A 25,577-nucleotide genomic window follows, 5' to 3' on the forward strand; every position below is an offset into this window, starting at 1 on the left:
TGATGTGCAGATAAACCTGATGTCCACGAATAGGAAAGTCTTGAACAGTTATCTCATCAAAAAAACCTTTGGAGCTTAATTTAGCTTGACGATATTCTTTGGGTATAGAATTGATCTCTTTTAAATAAAGATGAAGAATTTCTTCCCCTTTTTTATAGGAAGTAAGTTCGAAATAATCAACAATAATTTCAGGTAATAACAATTTGAGAAGTTCAATAAAAGAGTCTTGCATTTCTATATAATTTTGAAATACAAATATCGAAATTTAATATTTCCCCACAACTTTTAGACTTGATCCAGATTAATTTCTAATAAGTTTATAAAAAATTAGTTTTTAATACAAAAAAGAATCCTAAAATATCGCAAAGATTTTTAGGATTCTTTTTTTAAAATTCGTTGACTACTCGTAATAATTGAACATTGCAACTGGAATGGTAAATACTATTTTAAGCGTGTGCCGTCACTACTCCTTTGTCAATTTTTCCAATAACTCTGGCCAAAACTTTTCCTGGACCTACTTCGGTAAACAAAGTTGCACCATCGGCTACCATTTGTTGTATAGATTGTGTCCATTTTACAGGAGCAGTCAATTGGATAATTAAGTTTTTCTTGATTTCATTTGGGTCCGATACAGCTGTTGCCGTTACGTTTTGATACACAGGGCAAATAGGAGTTGCGAATGTCGTAGCTTCTATGGCTGCTGCCAATTCTTCTCTCGCTGGTTCCATCATTGGGGAGTGAAAACCTCCGCCAACGTGTAATAATAAGGCGCGAACTGCACCTGCTTCTTTCATTTTTTCGCAAGCCAATTCTACCGCATGTAATTCTCCTGAAATTACCAATTGTCCCGGACAGTTGTAGTTTGCCGCCACAACTCCGTCGATTGAGTTGCAAATATCTTCAACAATATGATCCTCTAATCCGATAACCGCAGCCATAATTGATGGTTTTAATTCACACGCTTTTTGCATTGCTAAAGCACGTTTCGAAACCAATATCAACCCGTCTTCAAAGCTCAAAGTTCCATTGGCAACCAAAGCTGAAAATTCTCCCAAAGAATGTCCCGCTACCATTTCTGGTTGGAAGTTTTCTCCAAGTGTTTTTGCCAAAATTACTGAGTGTAAGAAAACAGCAGGTTGGGTCACTTTAGTTTCTTTCAATTCATCGACAGTACCTTCAAACATAATATCGGTTATACGAAAACCTAAAATTTCGTTTGCTTGTTCGAATAGTGATTTTGCTAATTCAGAATTCTCATATAAGTCTTTGCCCATTCCTGTAAATTGTGATCCTTGACCTGGAAATACGTATGCTTTCATCTTTAGTTTTTTGTTTTTTTAATATGTAAGGCGAAATACCTTTCGGCATTTCATTATTTTTTGTTTTAAATTTAAGGCTTGATTTTTTAAGTTTATTTAAAATGGAAACAAAACAGCAGGCAAAAATAATCTTTTTAGCATAAAAAAACCTCACAAATTATAAAATCTGTGAGGTTGATATAAAATTTATAATGAAATTACAGCTTTACAAACTGCAAATCAATGTTAAGTTTCACTTCTTCTCCAACTAAAACGCCTCCAGTTTCTAAAGCGGAATTCCAGTTTAATCCCCAATCTTTACGGTTGATTTTTCCTTCAATATTCAAACCAACTTTGGTATTTCCCCATGGGTCTGTTAATAAGCCGCTGAATTCAACAGGGAATTTCACTGATTTTGTAATGTCTCTTAATTTCAAATCGCCTGTTAATTCATAATCGTTTCCATTTTTTGTAAAAGTAGATGCTTTGAAGGTTAGTTTTGGATAGTTGTCAGCATCAAAAAAATCGCCACTTTTCAAGTGATTGTCTCTGTCGGTATTATTGGTATCGATGGAATCGATGTCTGCCGAAAATTCAATAGTCGCATTTTCAAAGTTGTCGTTTTCAGTAGTGATTGTTGCATCATAAGTTCCAAATTTCCCAGATACATTGGTAAACATCATGTGTTTTACTTTAAATCCAATTTCTGAGTGTGTCGGGTCAATTGTCCATTTTGTAGTTGCCATAATTTTATTTTTTAATTGTTAAGTTATTTTGATAAGACAAATTTACTACGACAATTAAGTTTGAGCACTTAACCTAGATTAAGAAATAAATAACAGATAATTAAATTGGTGTATCCCAATTAAATTCAAAGATTGTTTCTAAACACAGATTCCACAAATTTTCACAGCTAATTACTTTGTGAAAATTCGTGGAATCAGTTTCATTTTATTAAAGTTTCTTTATTTCAATTTACTTGAAAAGTAGACTGCATTGTAAATGAATGTTTAAAAGTAAATGCTCTTATTTGTTTTTGTAAAAAGTCAAAGCGCCTGACGGGCATTTTTGAACAGTTTCAATTATTTTGTCAGTGGATGAAGCATCAATCTTTATCCATGGTTGTTCTTTGGGTTGAAAAACTGCTGGATTGTTTCTAACACAGTTGCCAGAATGAATGCATTTTCCTGATTGCCATACAACGGTTACTTCACCGTTTGTATATTCTTTTTTGATGTCGTTTGGATTCATAGCTATAAAGAAGTGTTGATTACTATTTGATTCTTTAATATTTTAGAAACGGGACATTTTTCAGCAATGATTAACAATCTTTTTTTAATATCCTCGTCAATTGGAGTCGGAAAACTGATAGAACGCGTAATGGTTGTTGTTATTTCCGAATCAGTTTCCTGTGACATATTTAGCGTAATATTTATTTCTGGAATGTTCCAGCCCTTTCGGTCAATGTACATTCGTAAGGTAGATAAGGTACAACCCGCTAATGAAGCTAAAAGAGCAGTGAACGGGTCTGGCCCAAGGTCTTGACCATCTACTGTTGTTGGTTCGTCCATGAAAAAGGAGCCCTTTCGCCATGTAATGGTACTTTTGTATTTTTGAGACCCAATCTTCCCTTGGATGTCTTCTTCTAATAGCTTTTCCATAATTATAAAACGTCTTTAAATTCGGGAGTTTTATCAAAAACCTTTTTAGCAAAAGGACAAAGTGGTATTATGACAATGTTATTTTCTCTTGCAAATTCTACTGCCTGAGCAACCATCTTTTTACCAAAATTTTTCCCTTTAAATGCTTCATTTACTTCGGTGTGGTCAATAATAATTTTATTTGGTCCCGCAAAAACAAAGGTCATTTTAGCAGCTATTTTTTCATCAATTGCAATATAAAAAAAACCTTTTTTGTCGTTTACTTCTAATTGCACTGCGTTTTCCATGATTTTATTATTGTTTCATTGGGATTTCCATCAATAAGAATTTCGCATCGGTCGTAGCTTTTATTTCTAAAGTGCGAAAATCGGTAATTCCTAATCCATCACGAGTCTCTAATTCTTGACCATCTACAGTAATTGTGCCGGAAATTACAAAAACATAGATGCCGTTTTCTTCTTTTTTCACAGTATAAGTTTTAATAAAACCAGCATCAAAATCAGCTAAATAAAACCAAGCATCTTGATGAATCCAAACACCTTCATCATCTTGATTTGGAGAAAGTATTTGAGCAAAATTATTTTTTTGTTCAGATGCATCTAAAGTGATTTGTTGGTAACGAGGTGTTACATTTTTAGTTTTTGGAAACAACCATATCTGGAATAATTTGGTTTGTTGATCCGCATTCGGGTTGAATTCGCTATGTTGAATTCCAGTGCCAGCACTCATTACTTGTATGTCACCTGTTTTTATGACTTCAGTATTTCCCATACTGTCTTTGTGAGCTAAATCTCCTTCGAGTGGAATAGTAATAATTTCCATATTGTCATGCGGATGAGTTCCAAAACCCATTCCTGCAGCAACGGTGTCATCGTTCAAAACACGAAGCACGCCAAATTGTAAACGATCTGGATTGTACCAACTGGCAAAGCTAAAACTATGATGAGCATTTAACCATCCGTGATCTGCGTGTCCTCTTGTATTTGCTTTGTGTAAAACTGTAGTTGCCATAATGTATAAATTTAGTGATTATTTTTATACAAATTTACGTTTGATTTAAGTAAAAGGCACTTAATCTAGATTAAGAAATGTAGTTGTAATGGTGATTGGCAGTATTCAGTTTGCATTTGGGCTGAAAACGGATCACTTTCTTAAAAGCTTACTTTTCATCTTGCTAAAAAATTCGGGAGTAACGCCAAGATAAGAGGCAATTTGTTTTTGGGGTACTTTCTGAATTAAATCATGATGTTTAGAGCAGAATTTTTCGAAGCGTTCTTCGGCTGTTAAGCTTAAATTATCCATCAATCGTTCTTGATATGCGACTAATGAGTTTTCGATGAGGATTCTAAAAAAGCGTTCGAGTTTGGGTATTTCCTGGTATAAAATTTCTTGGTTTTCTTTGGATAGTAAGACCACTTCAGCATCTTCTATAACTTGAATGAACAGGTTTCCGGGTTTTTGTGAAAGCAAGCTGTACATATCGCCAATCCACCAACCACTGCAAGCAAAACTCAAAACATGTTCTACAATATTGTCGTTGATATTGAAACTTCGTAATACGCCGGAATTGACAAAATAGGAAGTCGCGCAGATTTCGCCTGCATTAAGCAAAATGGTTTTGGCCTTATACTGTTTGATTTCTATTTTAGACAAAAAAAGCTCTTGCTCTTGCGGTGTCAGAGTTATGTGTTTGGATAAATTTTCAATTATTAACGGCATTGTTTTAATTTTATGCTTCTTTATTGGCCAATTGACCGCAAGCAGCATCAATATCTTTACCGCGACTTCTTCGAACTTTCACCACAATTCCCGCAGCTTCGAGCGCTTTAATGTACTCGTTTATCGATTCTTGTGAAGCTTGTTGAAATTCGCCATCATCGATGGGGTTGTATTCGATTAAATTTACTTTGCAAGGGACGTATTTGCAATATTTTACTAAGGCATCAATAGACGCTTTATCATCATTAATCCCTTTCCAAACTACATATTCAAAGGAAATTTTGCTTTTGGTTTTCTTATACCAATATTCTAATGATTCTCTCAATTCCGCCAAAGGAAAGCTTTCGCTAAAAGGCATAATTCGAGAACGAATTTCGTCGATTGCAGAATGCAAAGAAACAGCCAAATTGAATTTTACATCATCATCCGCCAATTTTTTAATCATTTTAGGTACACCTGAAGTCGAAACCGTTATCCGTTTAGGTGACATTCCCAAACCTTCATTCGAAGTTATCATTTCGATGGCCTTCATTACATTATTGTAATTCATAAGCGGTTCACCCATTCCCATGAAAACGATATTCGACAAGGGATGATTATAATACAAACGACTTTCTTTGTCAATGGCAATTACTTGGTCGTAAATTTCAGCTGGTTCCAGATTACGCATTCTTTTTAGTCGTGCCGTAGCACAAAAATTACAATCTAGGCTACAACCCACTTGACTAGAAACACAGGCTGTAGTTCTGGTATTAGTTGGAATTAAAACACTTTCTACTACTAAACCATCGTGTAAGCGAACTGCATTTTTTACTGTTCCATCTTCACTCCGTTGCATGGTATCAACTTTGATATGATTGATAACAAAGTTATTCTCTAGCATTTCGCGAGTTGCTTTTGAAACATTGGTCATATCCTCAAAACTGTGTGCGCCTTTGCTCCACAACCATTCATAGACTTGATTTCCGCGAAAGGATTTATCGCCATTGGCAACAAAAAAATCACGTAATTGAATTTTAGATAGGGCTCTGATGTCTTTTTTATCGATTTGCATGCTGCAAATTTAATGACTATTTGTTGAATTGTTCATTTGATAATTTGATAACTTTGCTAAAAATTAAAAAAATGCACTTCATTTCCCAAGATTTAGAAAATTATATCGAGAAACACTCTGAAAATGAACCTGAATTACTTGCAGCTTTAGACAAAGAAACCTATCAGAAAATTTTATTGCCTCGAATGCTTAGTGGTCATTTTCAAGGTAGAGTTTTAAGTATGCTAGCAAAATTAGCTCGTCCTACGAATATTCTTGAAATAGGAACTTACACTGGTTATTCTGCTTTGTGTTTGTGCGAAGGAATGCAAGAAAATGGATTCCTACACACTATTGATATCAAAGAGGAATTGGTCGATTTTCAGCGAAAATATTTCGACAAATCGCCTTGGGGAAATCAAATTGTGCAACATCTTGGTGAAGCTATTGGTATAATTCCAACTTTAGATTTGAAATTTGATTTGGTTTTTATCGATGCTGACAAAGAAAATTATATTAATTATTTTGAATTGATCGTTCCGAAAATGAATAAAGGAGGAATAATCTTATCCGATAATGTTTTGTGGAGCGGAAAAGTATTGGAACCATTACAGAAAAATGACATAAGTACTAAGATTTTATTGGAATACAATCAATTACTAAAAAACGATCCAAGAGTAGAAACGGTTTTATTACCCATTCGTGACGGATTGACGGTAAGTAGGATTTTGTAGCCCTGATAGAAAGGAAAATCCTTTGTGGATGAAAATGGATTTTTTTCTTGCTAAAAAAGAGCGACCAACGGAAGCTCCTTTTTTAGGGTAGAAAAAACCATTTTAAGCCCAAAGATTTGGGATGATAGCAGGAAAAGCTTCTGGTAAAACTAAATAGGGAAATATTTTTTTTGAGCTATTTTATACAATTTGAAAATTCCAAATCCGAAAAGAGCGCCAAAAAAATAGCCGCATAAAATATCTAACGGATAATGCAATCCTAGATATATTCTACTATAAGCAAAAATTAACGGCCATAAAAACAAGAATCCTAAGTATTTATAATCACGTTTGAAGTTAAGATATAAAAAAGAGGCAACCGCCATAGTATTAGCCGCATGACCTGAGAAAAAACTAAATGATGATCTTGATTGTACAATTCTGATAAAAGGACTGATTTCTGGATTGTTACAAGGTCGAAGTCTTTGAAAAGTGTTTTTGACCAAATTGGTTGTTTGGTCTGTAAAAACCAATAAAAGAGCTATAAATAATAATAAATAGAGGGTTTGTTTTTGACCAATTTTCTTGTAAATGAAGTACAACAGCACTAAAAAAAACGGAATCCAAGATGTTTGTTTTGTGATTAACAACCAAAGGCCATCAAAGGTTTCGGAGCCCAAACTATTTAAGTAAACAAAAAGTTTTTGGTCAAGTGACAAAATTTTATCCAACATTATTTTTTACGTTTTATTGGACCTGTTATTTCTTCGATAACTTCGGCGCTTTTTTCAGTAGGAATTTTAACTTCATCCGAAACTTTGGTTATTGTAGTATCACTTTCTGATTCATTTGGAGCAGTTTTGTTACTAGCTGAATTAGTTGGTTCACTCAATATGCTATTTCTTGTTTGGTCAAGTTCAGTTGTAAAAGTATCTTTGATTCCTTTTAAGTCTGAGTTATTTCCTATCAAATTATCTTTGGTCTTATTAATTTCTGATGTTACGCTACTTGTTATATCGCTCAATAAATTTTTATCCAAACCATTTTCCTCAGCTCCTTTTTGAATTTCATTTTTAATGTCATTGGTTGCGTTTTTTAATTGCGCCATTGCCTTTCCCATTGTGCGGGCAATTTCTGGTACTTTATCAGATCCAAAAAGCATTAACACAACAAATAAAATGAATATTAATTCGCCTCCTCCTATTCCAAACATAATCGATTTCTTTAAGTTACAAAGTTACAAACTTGCGAAGGGATTAAATGTATTAATTTATAAATATTTAACATTTACAAATTACACATTATTTTTCATTTTCAGAAGTGATAATAGCATTAAATTCATCGTTTTTCGTAATAAGAAAATCAATCAATTCAATTTTTGATTTTGGTTTTAGAAGTGTTTTTGACTTGGAATCGTTTTCGCAGTAAATAAGAAAAAGTCCAATTTCATCTTCTTTAAGTTTTAATGTATTGGTGTAAAAACTATAACTAATTGTTTTCATCGCAACTTCAGTAAAACTAGCTGGAGTAATAAAATCAGTCCTTTCAGGGTTGTTTATTTGGAGGATTTTCAAAATGTCTTTGTACATACGAACAAAATCCATTCCGTTTTCAATGGTTCCATCTGGCGGCATAGCTCTGTTTTTTGATGAAGATTTCTCATCATCAAAATATTGTTTATCCACAATTGCTTGAGTGTTTCCTTCAATTGGGTGAATTCCTTTTTTGGCAAAAACAACAACTTCAATTAATTGTTTTGCAAAAATTTCTAATTTTACCCTTAAATAAGAATTGGAAAATTCATTTGAACTAAGTCTGATTTTTTTTGACTTGAAAGCTAGACTTGAGAATACTAAGGTGTCATTTACTTTTGCCAATATTGTGAAATATCCTTTAGGGCTTATTACCGTTCCTGTTTTTGCGTTTATATTAAAAACTATTCCATTATCGATTTGAATTGAATCGTTTACTACTTGGCCTCGCAAAGGTATTCTGGTCAATATTTGTGCTACGGAAAATTGATAAAATAAAAACAAAAAAAGAATTCCAATTTTATTTTTCATCATGTGTGAGTTGGTTAAATTTTTGAGCTTAAAGACTATCATGTAAAACTAAAGTTAATAGAAACACTTAAAGTTAGTGAATTATTCGTTCTCACACGCTATGATTTCAATATATTTAATCGATAATTCACCCATCAAAAAATCGATTGTTATTTTGTTTTTAGTCTTTAATACATTCGTAAATCTTTGATTGTCGACCATATAATATTTAAATCCTTTAATATAATCAGCAGGGATTTTTAGATTTTTTCGAAAGTAGGTTTCATCAAACATATTATCTATAAGTTGCATATAAGATAATTTTTTTTCTACTTCAAGTTCTTTTTTGAGCATCGCTGTTCTTCCTGAAATAAGATTAAGAAGCGGGTCTAAAGATACAGAACCGCCCGCCATAGATCCAGCAGACGCAGTAGCATTTAATCCAGTTGCGGTTTTTAAATGCCTCTCTGCTTGAGTAAGATGTTTTATTCCACTTGGGGAAATTCCAAGCGAAACTGCATTTATATAGTCATAACGATTAATCAAGACTTCATTTAGTTGATTAATTCTAAGTTCCATTTTTACATCAAACAGCTCTTTTTGAAAATTATTTGGAGTCAATTCTATTCTAAGTTCTTTTAGGTGTATTGCCGAAAAAATAAGAGTGTCACCAGGGATAGCTTCCATAACAAAAAAGCCTTCTTTATCAGTAACTGTAGACTTTTCAGTCTTTAAATTTATAACATAAATGCCTTCTAGATCATGCGTATTGGCTCTTATTGCCCCTTTGATTTTAACTTTTGCCAGTTCTTGGGAAAAACAAGAATGAATAGTTAGAACAAATAAGAAAAGAAATGTTGAACGCATGTAGTACAATCAAAAAAGTGATTCTGTAAAAGTATCTCAACTCCATCCAAATTATTTATTAATGCCATGGTAAAACTTTGTTAATAAAAACGCAATAAAATGCAGTATTTTATACCTTTAAGGAAAATTATTCCTAGAAAACAGATGAAAAACATTATTATCGCCAGTACTTCTACACTTCACGGTGGAGATTATTTAGATTACTTACTTCCAGAATTAAAAGTTCATTTTAAAGATTGCAAAACAATATTGTTTATTCCTTTTGCAAGACCAGGAGGTATTTCATATGAAGAATACACTTCGAAAGTTGCTTTGGCATTTGGCAAAATAGATAAAAATGTAAAAGGAATTCACGAATTTGAAGATGTGACGAAAGCAATAACTAATGCAGAAGGAATTTTTACTGGCGGAGGAAATACCTTTTTATTAGTGTCGCAATTATACAAAAACAATATAATGAAAGTTCTTGCTGATGCGGTAAAAGGAGGGATTCCTTATTTAGGAACGAGTGCAGGAAGTAATATTTGTGGGCTAACTATGCAAACTACAAATGACATGCCAATAATTTATCCACCGAGTTTTCAAACTTTAGGATTAATTCCATTTAATTTGAATCCGCATTATCTTGATCCAGATCTTGAATCAAAACACATGGGAGAAACTCGTGAAACCCGAATAAATGAGTTCCATTCATTTAATAACGCTCCTGTTTTAGGATTAAGAGAAGGAAGTTGGCTGGATGTAAAAGGAGATGCTATTGTATTAAAAGGAGATTTAACGGCACGCCTTTTTAGAAAAAACCTGTTACCAATAGAAATTGATAGTGAAACTAACGTAAATTATATAAAATAAAAAACCCCAAACTTTAGTTTGAGGTTTTTAGAGCGAAAGACGAGGCTCGAACTCGCGACAACCAGCTTGGAAGGCTGGAGCTCTACCAACTGAGCTACTTTCGCATTACTGTGGTGCAAATATACATAAGAATTAAAGTTGTTTGCAAATTTTTTTTTAATTTTTTTTAAAACTTTTTGAAATAAATTTATAATGGTTTTAAAATTAAATCATTATAAATTTATTTTTTATAGTCATGAAGCTTTTTTTTTATAAAAGTAGCGCCTAACTCCCTTTAAGATTGTAATCCATACAAAAAAATGGAATTAAAAATATGTTGAAAGCTAATTATATTCAAATTCTAGGTAAACAAAGCAGAAAAGGCTTTGGGACCTCTTGAAGGGTGATAAATAAATAAACAAGATTTATCTTTTATTGTGTTAACAATTCCTTTTAATGATTCTTCAGGTATAGCAGGACAGCCTAAACTTCTTCCTAAACGTTTATTGCATTTTATAAATGATTTTGAAACATAATCTGCAGCATGCATCACTACGCCTCTAATTCTTGCGTTATCATTTATTCCTTTTTCAATTCCATCTAGTTTAAGTGACATTCCGTGTTTGCCATTATACGTTTCTCCTGTCACATAAAATCCTAAACTGCTTTTAAAAGAGCTATTAGAATTTGAAAAACTGCTTGCATATTCTTCTCCAGTGTTTCTTCCGTGAGCAACAAGAGAATTATATAATATAGTATTCGTTGACAAATCTATTACCCAAAGCCTTTTAGTATTAGAAGACATGCTAAAATCTACTAAGGTCAATATGTCTTTTTGGATTAATCCTTTGTCTTTTAGACTATAAAATCCTTTTAAAGCTTCTTTAAAACTTTCGAGATTAGGTAAATCAAACTGATTAGAATGTAAATTGTCATAAACCATTTCTATATTAGAATCGGAACTTGGTTCTAAAGAAATGGAGACATCTGGTTTTTTATTAATAGTAATAGTTGAAGTAGTGGGAATCTCTTTATTAGGAAAAAGAGAAAAAATTAAGAATAAAACAGGAGGAAATATCTTATATATCATTGATTGTGTTTAGGTTATATGTTATATTTAGGACTGTAAATATACATTTGAAACATGCTAAATGCAACTATTTAAGAAAAAAATATGATTTCATGATTCTTTAAAGTAATTTTAAATTTATACAGTTCAATCTTTTTTCGCTTTTTGTGCTAATTATATTATATTTGTTTACCCTAACAGAACAATATGCCTAAATATTACTTTTCATTTACCATATTTTTGGCATTTATTTGTATGTGTACTTATGGTCAAAAAAAGATTTTAATTGCAAAACCCACCATCGAAAACATCAACATAGATGGTAAGATAGAGGAAGAATCATGGAAAACTGCTCCAATTGCTTCTGAGTTTATTATGTTTGAACCAGACAACGGTATTCCAATTAGCAATTCTAAGACAACAGAAGTAAAAGTTCTGTATGACAATACCGCTTTATACATTTCTGCTCTGTTGTATGATGACCAGCCTAATGAAATTTCTAAAGAATTAACTAATCGTGATGTTTTTGGAAATTCGGATGTTTTTTCTGTATCAATAAATGGATTCAATGATGGTCAACAAGATTATAGATTTTATATAAGTGCTGCTGGAGTACAATCAGATTGTATTGCAACAGAAGGCTCGGAAGATTATTCTTGGGACGCTATTTGGTTTAGTAAAGTAAAATTGACAAATGTAGGATGGACAGTTGAAATGAAAATACCCTATGCTGCAATTCGCTTTTCAAAAGCAAAAAAACAGACTTGGGGTTTGAATTTTATGCGTGAAATAAAACGTGACTATCAAAAATATACTTGGAATCATGTTGATACTAAAATCAAATCTGAAATTACTCAAGAAGGAATTCTTGAAGGGATTGAAAATATTAAAACTCCAACCCGCCTCTTCTTTATACCTTATATTTCGGCATATCATCAGCAGGACAACAGTGGGTCCGATCAAACTTTCAAGGCGGGACTTGATATAAAATATGGGATAAATGATGCATTTACTCTTGATGCTATTTTAGTGCCTGATTTTGGCCAAACCAAATTTGATAATGCTATTTTAAATCTCGAACCTTTTGAGCAACAACTTAATGAAAATAGGCCTTTTTTTACTGAATCAACTGATTTGTTTACTAAAGGAAATCTTTTTTATTCCAGAAGAATTGGAGGGACGCCTACAATGTATCCTGTAACAGGAACAAAAGAAGTGATTACAAAATACCCCAATACGGTAAATTTAATAAATGCAGTGAAAATTTCTGGACGCACAGAAAACGGATTAGGAATTGGTTTTATGAATGCCATTACTGAGAAAACGTATGCTACTATTTTAAATACTGACACAAATGTAACACGTAAGGAAGTTATACAGCCATTAACAAATTATAATATATTCGTATTAGATAAAAGATTCAATCAAAATTCTTCGGTATCATTCATAAATACGAACACCTTCAGAGGAGGTGAGTTTCGAGATGCCAATGTTTCTGCAGTTTTATTCGATTTGAATACTAAAACCAACAAGTACAACCTGAGTGGGGATTTTAAGTACAGTGAAATTAACGATGTTGAGAATTCAAATGGTATTAAAACCCAATTAGGTTTTGCTAAAACTAGAGGGAAATACAGGTATGCTTTAAGTGCTAAATACCTATCTAAAAATTATGATACCAATGATTTGGGGATTTTATTTATAAACAATTATAAAAACGCTTTTGCAGAGACAAGTTATAGAATCGTAAACCCAACTAAGATGTTTAACACTTTTAGAGCGTATCAAAATATAAATATCGATCTAGAAAACACTACAAATAAATTACAAGAAGCCTGGTACCAAACTACTTTTAATGCTACAACACTAAAAAACCACTCTATAAATCTTTCTTTTCAATTAAATCCTTTCGTTAAATACGATTTCTACGAGCCTCGCACTCCAGGAAAATACTCATTTATCCCAAAAAGTTTTTATATCTATGGAGGTTTTTCATCTAATGTAAACAAGTCATTTAACTATTATATTGAAGGAAGTGTCACCGAGTTTGACGAGGACAAAAGAGCAACTTCTTATTTAAATGCTGGAGCAATTTACAGATTTAACAACAAATTATCTGTAGGTATAGGTCAACAATATTGGCTGAAAACAAATGATAGAGGTTGGGTAGGTTTTGAAAATGCATCTATTATTTTTGCAGAGCGCAATCGCGAAATCATTCAAAGCGACTTTGAAGGTAAATATGCAATATCCAACAAGATGACGATAAATCTTACTGCGCGATATTATTGGTCTTATGCTGAAAATCACGAGTTTCTTACTTTGCAAGACGACGGGCATTTATTGCCAAACTCTAGTTATGCTTTAAACAAAAATAGAAATTTAAATTCTTGGAATTTTGATTTGTCCTACTCTTGGTGGTTTGCCCCTGGAAGTGAATTTGTGGTCCTTTATCGTAATTTTGCATTGGAGGATACCAAATTTGTTGAAAAAAATATAGGAACTAACTTTTCGAATGTACTAAATAATAATCTAACAAATATTCTATCCGTTAGTCTTCGTTATTATATTGATTACAATTCCTTAAAAAGAAAACACTAAAACGTTATTGTTTTAAGAAAATTCTGCTTCTAATTCACTTTTATTCTTTATTGGTTTAATTATACATTTTTTGTACAAATTGTGGTTTTAGTAAGATACTAATTTTAAGAAATACTTTAACTTTGCAAAAAAAATTAGTATTATGAACAAAAAAGTGATTTTAATGATTTTAGACGGTTGGGGAAAATCTCCTGATCCTAAAGTTTCTGCAATTGATAATGCAAATGTTCCATTTATAAACAGTCTTTATACAAAATATCCAAGCGCACAATTGAGAACCGATGGTTTACATGTTGGTCTTCCAGAAGGTCAAATGGGAAATAGCGAAGTAGGTCACATGAACCTTGGAGCTGGAAGAATCGTATACCAAGATTTGGCTAAAATAAATTTAGCTGTTGCTAATAAAAGTTTGGTAAAAGAACAAGTACTTGTTGACGCATTCGAATATGCCAAACTACATAATAAAAAAGTTCATTTTTTAGGATTACTTTCTGATGGAGGAGTTCACTCTCATACTTCTCATTTGCGCGGATTAATAGACGCAACACAAGATTATGGTTTACAAAATGTATTTGTACATGCCTTCACTGATGGCCGGGATGAGGATCCAAAATCAGGTAAAAAATACATTCAGGATTTAGAAAACTACATCTCAAATACGACAGTAAAATTAGCATCTGTTGTAGGTCGTTATTATGCAATGGATAGAGACAAACGTTGGGAAAGAGTGAAATTAGCGTATGATTTATTAGTAAACGCTACAGGAATTCATTCGACAAACGCTGTCGAAACTATGAAAGAAAGCTACAAAAACCATATCACTGATGAGTTCATTGCTCCGATGATTATGGTGGATGGAAATGACCAAGCAGTTGCAACTATTCAGGAGGATGATGTGGTTATTTTCTTTAATTTTAGAACAGATAGAGGTCGTGAATTAACTGAAGCGCTTTCGCAACAAGATTTCCATGAGCAAAACATGCACAAATTGAAATTGTACTATGTTACGCTTACAAACTATGACGAAACCTACGAAAATGTAAAAGTAGTTTACAACAAAGACAACATTACAGAAACTCTTGGAGAGGTTTTAGAAAAAGCGAATAAAAAACAAATTCGAATTGCTGAAACAGAAAAATATCCACACGTGACTTTCTTCTTTTCTGGAGGTCGTGAATTACCTTTCATTGGCGAAAGCCGAATCCTTAAAAACTCACCAAAAGTTGCCACTTACGATTTGCAACCTGAAATGAGCGCTTTTGAATTAAAAGATGCTTTGATTCCTGAATTAAACAAAGGTGAAGTTGATTTTGTATGTCTTAATTTTGCCAATGGCGACATGGTTGGTCATACTGGAGTTATGAGTGCGGCTATAAAAGCTTGTGAAGCTGTTGATGCTTGCGTTAAAGAAGTTATCGAGGCGGCTTTGGCCAATGATTACACCACAATAATAATTGCCGATCATGGGAACTGTGAAACAATGATTAATCCTGATGGTAGCCCAAATACAGCGCATACGACTAATCCTGTACCAATTATTTTAGTTGATCCAGAATTAAAAACAATTCATGATGGTGTATTGGGTGATATCGCTCCAACTATTCTTGATTTGATGGGAATCGAAAAACCAGCAGTTATGACCCAACATTCTTTGTTATAAGAACAACGAAATATATATTATTCTAAAGGCTATTCCCCAAAAGAGTAGCCTTTTTTGTTTATAGAAACTGTTCTACAGCATAGATTAAAAGTCCCACCAAGCCACCTACCACAGTTCCGTTAATTCGAATATATTGAAGATCCTTCCCGATTTCTAATTCTAGTTTATTGGAGATTTCTTCTTTGTCCCAACTTTTGACTGAATGGGCAATTAAATCCCCAATAGCTTTTTTGTTCCGAATCAAAATCCCTAGTAAATCTATTTTTACAAAATCATTAATTTTAGCAATCATCACTGGATCTTCCTGAAGATTTTTTCCAAAATTGCAAATCATAGTAGTTAAACTCATTTTTATTTTCGAGTTGTTGCCTTTTTCTAAATCAGTTGTGACTTCGGTTTTTAATTTCTCCCAAATGGAACTGATGTAGTCTTGTACTTCTTTTTTTTGAGTAAACTCAATTACTAACGAATTTACTTTTTGTTGCATTTCAGGGGAATTTTTTAATTCTTCAATAAAATTCACTACATACAAATCAATGCGTTTTCGGATCAAACTATTAGGGACTTTGGCCTGATCAATAAAATCATATAACCCATTAAAAATGCCGTCTGCTAACTTTTTATCGACTATTCCCATAGTGTACCAAGGTGTGGACTTTTTTACTTTTTCTCGAATAACTTCCTTGTTGTCGTGCAATTCCTCGGACAAAATTTTAAGCATATTACTTATTAATTGCTCTTGTTTTTCGCTTTTGGACAAAGATGCTAATCCCGCTGCAAGCCATTCTCCAAAATTCATTTCCTGTAATTTAACTTCAAATTGCGTTTGGATAAACTGTCTAACATCTTCATCGTCTACTGTTTTAAGAATACCTGGAATTAGATTTTCGACCACTAATCCAGCTATTTTAGTAGCATTATCTTTAGTCGATAGCCATGTCGTTGCTTTGATTGCAAAATTAAATTCATCAATTTTCACTTCTAATTTTTCTTTTATCAAAAATTCATCCGATACAAAATTACCTAGATTTTGACCAATCGCATCTTTGTTTTTTGGAATTAAAGCAGTGTGCGGAATCGGAATTCCTAACGGATGTCTAAACAAAGCCACAACAGCAAACCAATCTGCAATACCGCCGATCATTGCCGCTTCACTAAAAGCCTTCAGCCAAATTATTTTATAATAATGTCCCACAAAAAAACAAAGTACAGCAAAACCCAAAACGATCAAAGCTATACGTTTCATTTTAGCTAAACTACCTTCTTTATTTACATTCGATTCATTTATCATAGCCATGGCGATTCTTTTTTAAATTGTATGCTAATTTACCGATTAGAATCTGTTATTCAATCAAAAGTAAAACTCTTCTAAAAGTATTTGTTTTAAAAATAAAAGTTAAAAATTCTAAAGTTAACAGTGATACTATTATATTTGCACTAAAAAAATGCAATCATGCAACCCATACTAAGTACTATAAAAATTCAGGTTAACCACAAACTGTATCTAAAAGATCCTGAAACCTCCGATTTAGGAAAAAAAATAATTCAACACAGTATCCTATTAATAGATGAAATTGGATTTGAACATTTTACCTTTAAAAAACTAGGGGAACGTATCGGTTCCAACGAAAGTTCGCTTTATCGTTATTTTGAAAACAAACACAAATTAATGATTTATTTATCCTCTTGGTATTGGGGTTGGGTGGAATATAATTTAGTAATTGCGACTACTAATATTACTGATCCTTTTGCTAAATTAAAAAAAGCCATCGCCATTGTAACGGATAGTATTACCGATGATTTAATGACGGAACATATAGATGAAGCCGTTTTAAACAAAATAATAATAGCTGAATTTTCAAAAACAATGCACACCAAAGAAGTAGACCAAGACAATAAGGAAGGTTATTATTTGGTTTACAAAAGAGTAATTAACCGAATTGTTGCAATAGTTAACGAAGTGAATCCTGATTATGTATTCGCCAAAAGTCTTGTCTCTACCATTGTCGAAGGAAGTTTGCATCAGCATTTTTTAAAAGATCATTTAAATACAATTACCGATTGTAATGAAACAATTTCTGTAACCACATTTTATTTAGATTTTCTAGAACGTATTTTAAAAAAAGAATAAGATTTATAATAGTTATCAAAAAACTGCCATTAATATGACACCATTAAAACGTTTTTATAATTTACTTGAGCTAGACAAAAAGGACGTTACTCAACTCTTTTTTTATGCTATAATTGCAGGTCTAATAAGTCTTTCATTGCCATTAGGAATCCAAGCAATTATCAATTTTATTCAGTCAGGTCGAGTGAGTGCATCATGGATTGTGCTGATTGTATTAGTTGTAGTTGGCGTAGCTCTAGTTGGGGTTTTATCAATCATGCAACTTCGAATTACTGAAAATTTACAGCAAAAAATATTTGTGCGTTCCTCTTTTGAATTTGCCGCGCGTTTGCCTAAAATCAATTTTGATCAATTGTATAATTCGTATCCGCCAGAAATAGCCAATCGTTTTTTTGACACTTTAACGATACAAAAAGGAACTTCAAAATTGTTAATCGATTTTTCGGCGGCTATTTTACAAATTGTTTTTGGAATTATTTTACTATCCTTATATCATCCGTATTTTATAGTTTTTGGAATATTACTTTTTGGTTTGCTTTATTTTATTTTTAAATTCTCCTACAATAAGGGACTTGAAACCAGTTTAAAAGAATCAAAATACAAATATAAAGTTGCAGGCTGGCTGCAAGAAATTGCCCGAAATAATTTTAGTTTCAGAAACGAACTGAACTACGACTTTGCATTGCACAAAAATGACGATTTGGTTATAGAATATCTAAATTACAGAGAAAAACATTTCAATGTTATCAAAAGACAATTCACTCAGTTAATATTATTTAAAATCCTGATTACGGCTAGTTTATTAACCATTGGAGGGTATTTGGTATTGTCTCAAGAAATGAATATTGGTCAATTTGTAGCTGCAGAAATCATTATTTTGTTAGTAATTTCATCTGTAGAAAAAATAATAATTGGACTAGAAACCTTTTACGATGTTTTGACCTCTGTAGAAAAAATAGGCCAAGTTACCGATATGAGTTTAGAAGAGGATAGTGAAGAAAATTATGACAATTACTACACTAATATCACTTTAGAAACAGAACACTTGAGTTTTCAATTTCCTGATTCAAAACAAAAAACATTAAAAGGCATTTCATTAAAAATAAATCAGAATGAACATATCTTTTTAGAAGGAAAAAATGGCTCAGGAAAATCAACTCTTATTCGTGTTTTATCAGGATTAATGCAACCCACTTCTGGATCATTTTTTATTAATGATGAAACCTTTAGAAAAATAAATCTAAGACAATACCGCTCACAAATAGGAAGTGTAATATATGGCGAAACTCCATTTGAAGGAACAGTTTTAGAAAACATAACTTTCAATGACCCTAATGTTAACCAAGAAACGCTAAAATGGGCAATAGAAGGAATACATCTTTCGGATTATATTAAATCATTAGCAAAAGGATTGGACACAACTCTTTTTCCTGAAGGAAGGCAAATATCAGCGTCTAATGCTCAGAAATTATTATTGGTGCGAAGTATTATTCACAAACCGAAAATTTTATTTTACGAAGACCCTACCGATACAATGGATGATGCAACGGCAAATGAAATCATTGATTTTATTACTGCTAAAGAACACCCTTGGACGATAATTGTTACTTCAAAAAACCCATATTGGAAAACTAAATGCAACCGTTCCATTGTCATTCAAAACGGAAGTATTCAACAGGATAATAATAAATAAGAGCGATGCTAAATATTTCAGACAACAATAAACTTCATCTTCATTCATTGGAAAGCTATAAAAGCATTCATAATATAAATGTTAGAAAGCATTATAAAATATTAAATAAAATAATTATCGGGATTGCCATTCTTGGTTTTTTAATGCTTTTTTTGCCTTGGACACAAAACATTTCGGGCAAAGGAGCTGTGACTACATTAAAACCTAATCAACGACCACAATCCATTCAGAGCGTTATTTCAGGGCGAATAGAAAAATGGTATGTACAAGAAGGTGATTTTGTAAAAAAAGGAGACACCATATTATTTATATCTGAAATCAAAGAAGATTATATGGATCCCAATTTAGTTGCCAACACTAAAAATCAAGTGAATGCAAAAAAACAATCCTTGCAATCTTATGAATCAAAAGTAGGGACGCTTTCTACCCAAATTAACGCAATCGAGTCGGAGAAAAAACTAAAATTAGAACAAGCGGTAAACAAAATCAAACAGTCCTATTTGAAAATAAAAAGTGATAGTATTGATTTAGTAGCAGTAAATACACAATTGAAAATTGCAACCACCCAATTTAATCGTACGGTTCAATTAAATAATGAAGGTTTAAAACCACTTACAGATGTGGAAGAAAAGAGATTGAAACTGCAGGAAGTAGAAGCTAAAATCATCAATCAAGAAAACAAATTACTAAGTAGTAAAAATGATTTAATCAACTCCAAAGTAGAAATTAATCGTATCAAAGCAGAGTATTCTGAAAAATCTTCAAAAGCCCAAAGTGATCAATATACAGCTATGAGTAATCAGTTTGATACGGAAGCCCAAGTAAGTAAGCTCGAAAATCAACATGCCAATTATAGCATTAGAAATGGCATGTATTATATAAAAGCGGCTCAAGATGGCTACATCAATCGAGCTTTGCAATCTGGGATCGGTGAGACAATAAAAGAAGGAACAGCAATTGCTACTATTATGCCATCGCAATATGATATCGCTGTTGAGAGTTATGTAAATCCTATTGATTTACCGTTAATACAACGTGGTCAAAAAGTACGTGTTTGGTTTGATGGCTGGCCAACAATAGTATTTTCGGGCTGGCCAAATGCTTCCTATGGAACTTTTGGAGGACAAATTGTAGCTGTTGAAAATTTCATTAGTGACAATGGAAAATATAGAATTTTAATTGCTCCTGATAAAAATGAAACAAGCTGGCCCAAGCAATTAAGCGTTGGTTCCGGCGCACAAACGATAGCACTTTTAGATAACGTACCGATCTGGTTTGAAGTATGGAGAACATTAAATGGTTTTCCTCCTAATTATTACTATAACGAAACTAAAACTAAAAAAGAAAAAAAATAATGAAACGACTCCTGTATTTTTTTTTATTTTTTGCTCTTGGAATGAATGGTCAAGAAACAGTTTCTCATGAATTAACCTATAATGAATTTTTGGGTTATGTAAAAAAATACCATCCTTTAGTGAAAAATGCCAATTTAGAATTGAATAAAGCGCAGGCTAATTTGATGGCTGCCAGAGGATCATTCGACCCTAAAATTGAAGTTGATTTTGATAAAAAACAATTTAAAGATAAGAACTATTATTCTGTTTTTAATAGTAGTTTCAAAATTCCAACTTGGTATGGGGTGGAAATTAAAGCAGGTTTTGATCAAAATGATGGACTGTATTTAAACCCAGAAAACTATCTGCCCAACCAAGGACTTGCTTCATTTGGAATATCCATTCCGTTAGGGCAAGGACTTGTTATCAATCAAAGAATGGCCGATTTGAAAAAAGCCAAAATGCAAGTAGAATTAAGTCAAGCTGAAAGAAAATTACAAGCGATTGATGTGCTATACAACGCTTCGATTGCTTATTTTAATTGGAAACGAAATTTTGAAGAAGTTCAGCTTTATACGCAATATAAAACCAACTCAGAACTACGATATAAAGGGGTGGAATCCTTAATTAAGCAAGGTGATAAAAGAGCAATTGATAGTATCGAAGCAGGTATAAGTGTAACTAGTAGAAAGTTAAGTTTAGAAAATTCAAAATTAAAATTAACGAAAGCGAAGTTGGAACTTTCTAATTTTTTGTGGCTAGAAAATGCTATTCCAATGGAAATTACAGATGTACTTTACCCTGAGGTAGAACTAGAATCAAGTATTCAGGAAACATTGAATACAAACAATCTATTGCAAACGGATATATCTATCGAGGATCATCCTAAAATAAATGCCATTGAAAGTAAAATTGACATCCTTAATGTAGAACGCAAATTAAAAGCCAATAGCCTTTTGCCTAAAATCAATATTGGTTATTCCTATTTGTCAGAACCACAGTATATTGAGCGTTACAAGTTCGAAAATTATAAAATTGGCATCGATTTCTCCTATCCTTTGTTTCTTAGAAAAGAAAGAGGGAGTTTGAAAATCACAAAATTTAAACTACAAGAAGCAGCTAATACCTTGAACTTAGAACGCCTTCAACTTAAAAACAAAATTAATGCACAGCAAGAAGTTATCAAATCCTTGCTCAAACAGCGAAGTTTGGCCAATGCGTTAGTACGGAATTATAAAACGATGTTAAACTCAGAAGAACGTTTGTTTTCATTTGGCGAAAGCTCCTTGTTTTTAATCAATAGTAGAGAAAGTAGTTTGATAAGCGCCCAATTGAATGCCATAGCACTCAATAATGAGTTTTGTGTTTCCAATTCTGAACTCTATAAAATAATGGCAAATCCAAATTAAATAATTTTAAAAAGTGTATTTTTGCAACTTATTTTTATAAAATGATTATCCAAAAAACAAGAGAAGAAATAGAATTGATGCGCGAAAGTGCTTTAATCGTATCCAAAACATTAGGAATGATTGCTTCTGAAATTAAGGAAGGAGTAACTACTTTACACTTAGATAAATTAGCCGAAGAATTCATTAGAGACCATGGGGCAGTACCTAGTTTTCTTGGATTGTACGGTTTTCCAAACTCACTTTGTATGAGTCCAAATGCTCAAGTTGTTCATGGAATTCCAAACAATACCCCTCTTGAGAGTGGCGATGTAATTTCAGTAGATTGTGGTGCATTTAAAAATGGATTTCATGGGGATCACGCTTATTCATTCGAAATTGGCGATGTGGCAGAAGAAACAAAAAAATTACTTCAAGTTTCCAAAGAATCACTTTATGTCGGTATCCGAGAATTCAAAGCCGGAAATCGTGTAGAAGATGTGGGTAACGCTATTCAAAAATATACCGAAAGCCACGGTTATGGTGTAGTACGTGAATTAGTTGGTCACGGTCTTGGTCAAAAAATGCATGAAGATCCCGAAATGCCCAATTATGGAAAACGCGGTCGCGGAAAATTGTTTGTAGAAGGAATGGTTGTCGCTATCGAACCGATGATTAATTTAGGTACAAAAAACATCAAACAACTCAAAGACGGCTGGACGATCCTGACTGCCGATGGAAAACCATCTGCTCATTTTGAACACGATGTAGCTTTAATTGATGGCAAGCCAGAGATTCTATCTACGTTCGCATATATTTATCAAGCTTTAGGAATAGTAAGTAATGAAGAAGATGAATTTAGAAAAGTGCCATTGGTAATTTAATTACACTAAGATTCGCTAAGATTTAACTTTCAATTTTTTATGATAAACGAGGAACTAAATGATATTCCTGAAGAATTACAATCTATATCTTACAAGGTTATTGGATTGGCAATTGAGGTTCATCGCCAACTTGGCCCAGGCCTTTTAGAATCAGCTTATCAAGAGTGTCTATATTATGAAATCAAAAAAGCAGGATTGAAAGTTGAAAAAGAAATAACGCTACCAATTACCTATAAAGAAATTAAATTAGATCATGGTTACCGTATTGATTTACTAGTTGAAGACCAACTTGTTATTGAACTAAAAACAGTCGAGTCATATACTTCCGTTCACTTTGCTCAAATACTTACCTATTTAAAACTAGGAAACTATGCATTAGGATTATTAATAAATTACAATAGTAAAATCTTAAAGAATAATATAAAACGATTTATTAATACCGCTCCTAATTCATAAAAACTCTTTGTGAATCTTCGTAGTTGTTTAGTGAATCTTTGCGTAATAAATAATGAAAAAACTCTTCAAATTAATCCTAAATACCATACCGCGACCACTACTTATTCGTTTGAGTTATGTAGCGCGGCCAATAATTGCTTTTACGTTAAAAGGAACTAAATTTACCGATCCTATAGATGGTAAAAGTTTCAAGTCGATGTTGCCATATGGTTATGAAAAACAGCGCACGAATGTGCTTTCGCCAAGCACACTTTCGCTTGAACGTCATCGTTTGTTATGGCTCTATTTAAACGAAAAAACCGATTTTTTTACAGCGCCAAAAAAAGTCTTACATTTTGCTCCGGAACAAGCATTTTACAAATTGTTTCGAAACCAAAAAAATTTGGACTATACAACTACCGATTTGTTTTCTCCATTGGCAGATGTGAAAGCTGACATTTGTGATTTGCCTTTCGAAGACAATCAATATGATATTATTCTTTGCAATCATGTTTTAGAACACATTCCGGATGATACGAAAGCTATGCAGGAATTATTTCGAGTGTTAAAACCGGGTGGAATGGCAATTCTTCAAATTCCACAAGATTTAAAAAGAGAAGTAACTTTTTCTGATGATTCAATTACTGATCAAAAAGAACGTGCAGCAATTTTTGGACAATACGATCACGTTCGCATTTATGGTCGTGATTATTTTGACAAACTTAGAAGTATTGGTTTTACTGTAATTGAAGAAGATTATACCAGCAAAATTGCTCCCGAATTAGTAGAGAAATATTGTTTAGCTAAAGGCGAAATTATTCCTGTTTGTTTTAAATAGCATTTAAGCAACTATTTTTTTTAGATGCATTAAACAAAATAGAATTTGTTATATTTACCATTTAGCAAATACAACACTATGCTTCAATCTATTTATAGAAACCTACTATTGCTTTTTATCGTAAGTTCGACTCTTATTGCGCAAACACAAACAGAAATTATTCCTCCTTACAATATCAAAACTGTAACGTTTGTACAAAACAATGCTAATGCAATTCCAATATTCAAATTAGGAGAAGGTTTTCAATTTCAATTTGATGATTTGTTTGGCAATGAAGCCAATTATTATTACGAAATTGTTCATTGTGATTACAACTGGAATCCTACTGACATACCAAAAACTGATTATATAAAAGGTTTTGACGTGCAAAGAATTCAACAGTATGAGAATTCTATTAATACATTGCAGATATATTCTCATTATAAATTGCCTTTGCCCAATCAAAATACCGAAATACTGCTCAGTGGCAATTATATGTTAAAAATACTTGGAGAAGATAGAGTGGCGGTATTCTCCAGGAAATTTATCCTTTATGAAGATTTAGTAACTATTCCAATCCAAGTGCGTCGAGCTCGAACGGCCGATTTAATTGACTTCAAACACAATATCGAATTTTCGGTGACCTCGAACCTAATTCGTTTTCAAAACCCGCTAAAAAATGTAAAAGTGGAAATCTTGCAAAACGGACAAATGAATGATGCTATCAAAAACATCGCACCACAATATACTATTGGGAATGACTTAATATACAAATACGATGGTCAAACCCAATTTTGGGCTGGAAATGAATTTTTATATTTCGACAACAACGACATCCGATCAGCAAGTAATAATATTTCTAAAATAGATTCAAGTAGTGGTATTTATAATTCCTATTTATATACGAATGGAGCAAGAGGGTATCAGCCTTATTCTTTCACTCAAGATGTCAATGGTAATTTTTTAGTTCGCAATATTAGTTCAGCAAATAGTGAAATCGAAGCTGATTATGCCTGGGTGTATTTTAGCCTTTCGGCACCCGCATTTATGTTGAAAAAAGGGATTTACATTACTGGAATGTTCAATAATTATAGTTTGTCAGCTGAAAATAAAATGGACTTCAATCCTAAAAAAAACATCTTCGAAAAAGCTATTTTAATAAAACAAGGATTCACTAATTATCAATATCAAGTCGCAGACGATAAAGGAAATATAGATGCCAAAAATGCGATTGATGGAAACTTTTGGCAAACAGAGAATGATTATACCATTCTAGTGTATTATCGAGAAAGTAGTGATCGTTACCAAAAAGTTATAGGTAAAGCAACTGCAAACTCACATTCCATCACAAATTGAAAAAACATCTTACAACGGTCAACTAAATTCAATTTTTTTTGTAAATTT

Annotated in this window: 26 protein-coding genes, 1 tRNA gene and 1 pseudogene; 12 read left to right on the forward strand and 16 right to left on the reverse strand. The window is 32.5% G+C overall.

Annotated elements, in window-relative coordinates:
* From E0F76_RS17705 to rlmN, 9 genes are all read right to left on the reverse strand, one after another.
* The coding region (locus E0F76_RS17705) for an ISAon1 family transposase N-terminal region protein (RefSeq protein WP_456236441.1) at window positions 1–232 on the reverse strand (232 nt) is incomplete at its 3' end.
* A 214-nt stretch (window positions 233–446) separates the two neighbouring features.
* Window positions 447–1,319, reverse strand: a complete 873-nt coding sequence (gene fabD, locus E0F76_RS17710; protein ID WP_132009373.1) for an ACP S-malonyltransferase — start codon at window positions 1,317–1,319, stop codon at window positions 447–449.
* Between the two features lie 197 nt (window positions 1,320–1,516).
* A complete protein-coding gene (locus E0F76_RS17715) occupies window positions 1,517–2,044 on the reverse strand; it encodes a YceI family protein (RefSeq protein WP_132009376.1) in 528 nt (175 codons plus the stop codon).
* 280 nt (window positions 2,045–2,324) lie between these two features.
* Window positions 2,325–2,549 carry a (4Fe-4S)-binding protein gene (locus E0F76_RS17720; protein ID WP_132009379.1) on the reverse strand — a complete coding sequence of 75 codons (225 nt, stop codon included), beginning with the start codon at window positions 2,547–2,549 and terminating at the stop codon, window positions 2,325–2,327.
* A 2-nt stretch (window positions 2,550–2,551) separates the two neighbouring features.
* A complete protein-coding gene (locus E0F76_RS17725) occupies window positions 2,552–2,959 on the reverse strand; it encodes an OsmC family protein (RefSeq protein WP_132009382.1) in 408 nt (135 codons plus the stop codon).
* 2 nt (window positions 2,960–2,961) lie between these two features.
* Window positions 2,962–3,246: a GNAT family N-acetyltransferase gene (locus E0F76_RS17730; protein WP_132009385.1), complete on the reverse strand. Its 285-nt coding sequence runs from the start codon at window positions 3,244–3,246 to the stop codon at window positions 2,962–2,964.
* A gap of 7 nt (window positions 3,247–3,253) precedes the next feature.
* A complete protein-coding gene (locus E0F76_RS17735; protein WP_132009388.1) occupies window positions 3,254–3,970 on the reverse strand; it encodes a pirin family protein in 717 nt (238 codons plus the stop codon).
* A gap of 132 nt (window positions 3,971–4,102) precedes the next feature.
* A complete protein-coding gene (locus E0F76_RS17740; RefSeq protein ID WP_132009391.1) occupies window positions 4,103–4,678 on the reverse strand; it encodes a Crp/Fnr family transcriptional regulator in 576 nt (191 codons plus the stop codon).
* A 10-nt stretch (window positions 4,679–4,688) separates the two neighbouring features.
* Window positions 4,689–5,732: a 23S rRNA (adenine(2503)-C(2))-methyltransferase RlmN gene (gene rlmN / locus E0F76_RS17745; protein WP_132009394.1), complete on the reverse strand. Its 1,044-nt coding sequence runs from the start codon at window positions 5,730–5,732 to the stop codon at window positions 4,689–4,691.
* Window positions 5,733–5,803: 71 nt separating this feature from the next.
* Between rlmN and E0F76_RS17750 the strand changes: the two genes are divergently transcribed.
* Complete coding sequence (locus E0F76_RS17750) at window positions 5,804–6,445, forward strand: O-methyltransferase (RefSeq protein ID WP_132009397.1); 642 nt, start codon at window positions 5,804–5,806, stop codon at window positions 6,443–6,445.
* Window positions 6,446–6,594: 149 nt separating this feature from the next.
* Here E0F76_RS17750 and E0F76_RS17755 read toward each other — a convergent pair whose 3' ends face one another.
* The 4 genes and pseudogenes from E0F76_RS17755 to E0F76_RS17770 all read right to left on the reverse strand — a co-directional run bounded on the left by E0F76_RS17755 (window position 6,595) and on the right by E0F76_RS17770 (window position 9,333).
* Window positions 6,595–7,158 (reverse strand): phosphatase PAP2 family protein, encoded by a 564-nt coding sequence (locus tag E0F76_RS17755; RefSeq protein WP_132009400.1) that lies wholly within the window; start codon window positions 7,156–7,158, stop codon window positions 6,595–6,597.
* A 239-nt stretch (window positions 7,159–7,397) separates the two neighbouring features.
* A pseudogene (locus E0F76_RS19800) lies at window positions 7,398–7,637 on the reverse strand (Sec-independent protein translocase subunit TatA/TatB); the annotation flags it as partial.
* Between the two features lie 88 nt (window positions 7,638–7,725).
* The gene (locus E0F76_RS17765) at window positions 7,726–8,490 is read right to left on the reverse strand and encodes a carboxypeptidase-like regulatory domain-containing protein (protein WP_246022107.1); all 765 of its coding nucleotides are present in this window, start codon (window positions 8,488–8,490) and stop codon (window positions 7,726–7,728) included.
* Window positions 8,491–8,568: 78 nt separating this feature from the next.
* A complete protein-coding gene (locus tag E0F76_RS17770) occupies window positions 8,569–9,333 on the reverse strand; it encodes a peptidase associated/transthyretin-like domain-containing protein (RefSeq protein WP_132009406.1) in 765 nt (254 codons plus the stop codon).
* A gap of 144 nt (window positions 9,334–9,477) precedes the next feature.
* Between E0F76_RS17770 and pepE the strand changes: the two genes are divergently transcribed.
* Entirely contained in the window at window positions 9,478–10,185 is a 708-nt protein-coding gene (gene pepE, locus E0F76_RS17775; protein WP_181954053.1) for a dipeptidase PepE, read from the forward strand.
* A 31-nt stretch (window positions 10,186–10,216) separates the two neighbouring features.
* On the opposite strand, the gene E0F76_RS17780 is transcribed toward pepE, so the two are convergent.
* Both E0F76_RS17780 and E0F76_RS17785 read right to left on the reverse strand, forming a co-directional pair.
* Window positions 10,217–10,289: transfer RNA gene (locus E0F76_RS17780), tRNA-Gly, on the reverse strand.
* Between the two features lie 236 nt (window positions 10,290–10,525).
* Entirely contained in the window at window positions 10,526–11,254 is a 729-nt protein-coding gene (locus E0F76_RS17785) for a murein L,D-transpeptidase catalytic domain family protein (RefSeq protein WP_132009412.1), read from the reverse strand.
* A gap of 186 nt (window positions 11,255–11,440) precedes the next feature.
* Between E0F76_RS17785 and E0F76_RS17790 the strand changes: the two genes are divergently transcribed.
* Window positions 11,441–13,834, forward strand: a complete 2,394-nt coding sequence (locus tag E0F76_RS17790) for a DUF5916 domain-containing protein (RefSeq protein ID WP_132009415.1) — start codon at window positions 11,441–11,443, stop codon at window positions 13,832–13,834.
* 142 nt (window positions 13,835–13,976) lie between these two features.
* Window positions 13,977–15,494 carry a 2,3-bisphosphoglycerate-independent phosphoglycerate mutase gene (gpmI, locus tag E0F76_RS17795; protein ID WP_132009418.1) on the forward strand — a complete coding sequence of 506 codons (1,518 nt, stop codon included), beginning with the start codon at window positions 13,977–13,979 and terminating at the stop codon, window positions 15,492–15,494.
* Between the two features lie 58 nt (window positions 15,495–15,552).
* Here the strand turns inward: gpmI and E0F76_RS17800 are convergent, their stop codons facing one another.
* Entirely contained in the window at window positions 15,553–16,791 is a 1,239-nt protein-coding gene (locus E0F76_RS17800) for a DUF445 domain-containing protein (protein WP_132009421.1), read from the reverse strand.
* 156 nt (window positions 16,792–16,947) lie between these two features.
* Here E0F76_RS17800 and E0F76_RS17805 point away from each other — a divergent pair, with 156 nt between their 5' ends.
* From E0F76_RS17805 to E0F76_RS17840, 8 genes are all read left to right on the forward strand, one after another.
* Window positions 16,948–17,625: a TetR/AcrR family transcriptional regulator gene (locus tag E0F76_RS17805; protein WP_132009424.1), complete on the forward strand. Its 678-nt coding sequence runs from the start codon at window positions 16,948–16,950 to the stop codon at window positions 17,623–17,625.
* A 34-nt stretch (window positions 17,626–17,659) separates the two neighbouring features.
* Window positions 17,660–19,318, forward strand: a complete 1,659-nt coding sequence (locus E0F76_RS17810; RefSeq protein ID WP_132009427.1) for a peptidase domain-containing ABC transporter — start codon at window positions 17,660–17,662, stop codon at window positions 19,316–19,318.
* Window positions 19,319–19,323: 5 nt separating this feature from the next.
* Window positions 19,324–20,673, forward strand: coding sequence for an HlyD family secretion protein (locus E0F76_RS17815; protein ID WP_132009430.1), 1,350 nt, complete (start codon window positions 19,324–19,326; stop codon window positions 20,671–20,673).
* The gene (locus E0F76_RS17820; protein ID WP_132009432.1) at window positions 20,673–22,061 is read left to right on the forward strand and encodes a TolC family protein; all 1,389 of its coding nucleotides are present in this window, start codon (window positions 20,673–20,675) and stop codon (window positions 22,059–22,061) included. The genes E0F76_RS17815 and E0F76_RS17820 overlap by 1 nt, the downstream gene beginning before the upstream one ends.
* 41 nt (window positions 22,062–22,102) lie before the next feature.
* Complete coding sequence (map, locus tag E0F76_RS17825) at window positions 22,103–22,921, forward strand: type I methionyl aminopeptidase (RefSeq protein WP_132009435.1); 819 nt, start codon at window positions 22,103–22,105, stop codon at window positions 22,919–22,921.
* A 39-nt stretch (window positions 22,922–22,960) separates the two neighbouring features.
* Window positions 22,961–23,377: a GxxExxY protein gene (locus tag E0F76_RS17830; RefSeq protein WP_132009438.1), complete on the forward strand. Its 417-nt coding sequence runs from the start codon at window positions 22,961–22,963 to the stop codon at window positions 23,375–23,377.
* 52 nt (window positions 23,378–23,429) lie between these two features.
* Window positions 23,430–24,194: a class I SAM-dependent methyltransferase gene (locus E0F76_RS17835; protein WP_132009441.1), complete on the forward strand. Its 765-nt coding sequence runs from the start codon at window positions 23,430–23,432 to the stop codon at window positions 24,192–24,194.
* Between the two features lie 78 nt (window positions 24,195–24,272).
* Window positions 24,273–25,529: a type IX secretion system plug protein gene (locus tag E0F76_RS17840; protein WP_132009444.1), complete on the forward strand. Its 1,257-nt coding sequence runs from the start codon at window positions 24,273–24,275 to the stop codon at window positions 25,527–25,529.
* Window positions 25,530–25,577: the final 48 nt, after the last annotated feature.

It is taken from the genome of Flavobacterium cellulosilyticum (assembly GCF_004349355.1).
GTDB classification, from domain to species: Bacteria; Bacteroidota; Bacteroidia; order Flavobacteriales; family Flavobacteriaceae; genus Flavobacterium; species Flavobacterium cellulosilyticum.

Coding starts and splice junctions, on each gene's coding strand:
- rlmN (WP_132009394.1), bottom strand. CDS start 5,732: ATGCAAATCGATAAAAAAGACATCAGAGCCCTATCTAAAATTCAATTA.
- E0F76_RS17820 (WP_132009432.1), top strand. CDS start 20,673: ATGAAACGACTCCTGTATTTTTTTTTATTTTTTGCTCTTGGAATGAAT.
- E0F76_RS17810 (WP_132009427.1), top strand. CDS start 17,660: ATGACACCATTAAAACGTTTTTATAATTTACTTGAGCTAGACAAAAAG.
- E0F76_RS17720 (WP_132009379.1), bottom strand. CDS start 2,549: ATGAATCCAAACGACATCAAAAAAGAATATACAAACGGTGAAGTAACC.
- E0F76_RS17805 (WP_132009424.1), top strand. CDS start 16,948: ATGCAACCCATACTAAGTACTATAAAAATTCAGGTTAACCACAAACTG.
- E0F76_RS17740 (WP_132009391.1), bottom strand. CDS start 4,678: ATGCCGTTAATAATTGAAAATTTATCCAAACACATAACTCTGACACCG.
- E0F76_RS17715 (WP_132009376.1), bottom strand. CDS start 2,044: ATGGCAACTACAAAATGGACAATTGACCCGACACACTCAGAAATTGGA.
- E0F76_RS17830 (WP_132009438.1), top strand. CDS start 22,961: ATGATAAACGAGGAACTAAATGATATTCCTGAAGAATTACAATCTATA.
- E0F76_RS17755 (WP_132009400.1), bottom strand. CDS start 7,158: ATGTTGGATAAAATTTTGTCACTTGACCAAAAACTTTTTGTTTACTTA.
- E0F76_RS17765 (WP_246022107.1), bottom strand. CDS start 8,490: ATGATGAAAAATAAAATTGGAATTCTTTTTTTGTTTTTATTTTATCAA.
- map (WP_132009435.1), top strand. CDS start 22,103: ATGATTATCCAAAAAACAAGAGAAGAAATAGAATTGATGCGCGAAAGT.
- pepE (WP_181954053.1), top strand. CDS start 9,478: ATGAAAAACATTATTATCGCCAGTACTTCTACACTTCACGGTGGAGAT.
- fabD (WP_132009373.1), bottom strand. CDS start 1,319: ATGAAAGCATACGTATTTCCAGGTCAAGGATCACAATTTACAGGAATG.
- E0F76_RS17735 (WP_132009388.1), bottom strand. CDS start 3,970: ATGGCAACTACAGTTTTACACAAAGCAAATACAAGAGGACACGCAGAT.
- E0F76_RS17800 (WP_132009421.1), bottom strand. CDS start 16,791: ATGGCTATGATAAATGAATCGAATGTAAATAAAGAAGGTAGTTTAGCT.
- gpmI (WP_132009418.1), top strand. CDS start 13,977: ATGAACAAAAAAGTGATTTTAATGATTTTAGACGGTTGGGGAAAATCT.
- E0F76_RS17750 (WP_132009397.1), top strand. CDS start 5,804: ATGCACTTCATTTCCCAAGATTTAGAAAATTATATCGAGAAACACTCT.
- E0F76_RS17815 (WP_132009430.1), top strand. CDS start 19,324: ATGCTAAATATTTCAGACAACAATAAACTTCATCTTCATTCATTGGAA.
- E0F76_RS17730 (WP_132009385.1), bottom strand. CDS start 3,246: ATGGAAAACGCAGTGCAATTAGAAGTAAACGACAAAAAAGGTTTTTTT.
- E0F76_RS17785 (WP_132009412.1), bottom strand. CDS start 11,254: ATGATATATAAGATATTTCCTCCTGTTTTATTCTTAATTTTTTCTCTT.
- E0F76_RS17725 (WP_132009382.1), bottom strand. CDS start 2,959: ATGGAAAAGCTATTAGAAGAAGACATCCAAGGGAAGATTGGGTCTCAA.
- E0F76_RS17835 (WP_132009441.1), top strand. CDS start 23,430: ATGAAAAAACTCTTCAAATTAATCCTAAATACCATACCGCGACCACTA.
- E0F76_RS17840 (WP_132009444.1), top strand. CDS start 24,273: ATGCTTCAATCTATTTATAGAAACCTACTATTGCTTTTTATCGTAAGT.
- E0F76_RS17770 (WP_132009406.1), bottom strand. CDS start 9,333: ATGCGTTCAACATTTCTTTTCTTATTTGTTCTAACTATTCATTCTTGT.
- E0F76_RS17790 (WP_132009415.1), top strand. CDS start 11,441: ATGCCTAAATATTACTTTTCATTTACCATATTTTTGGCATTTATTTGT.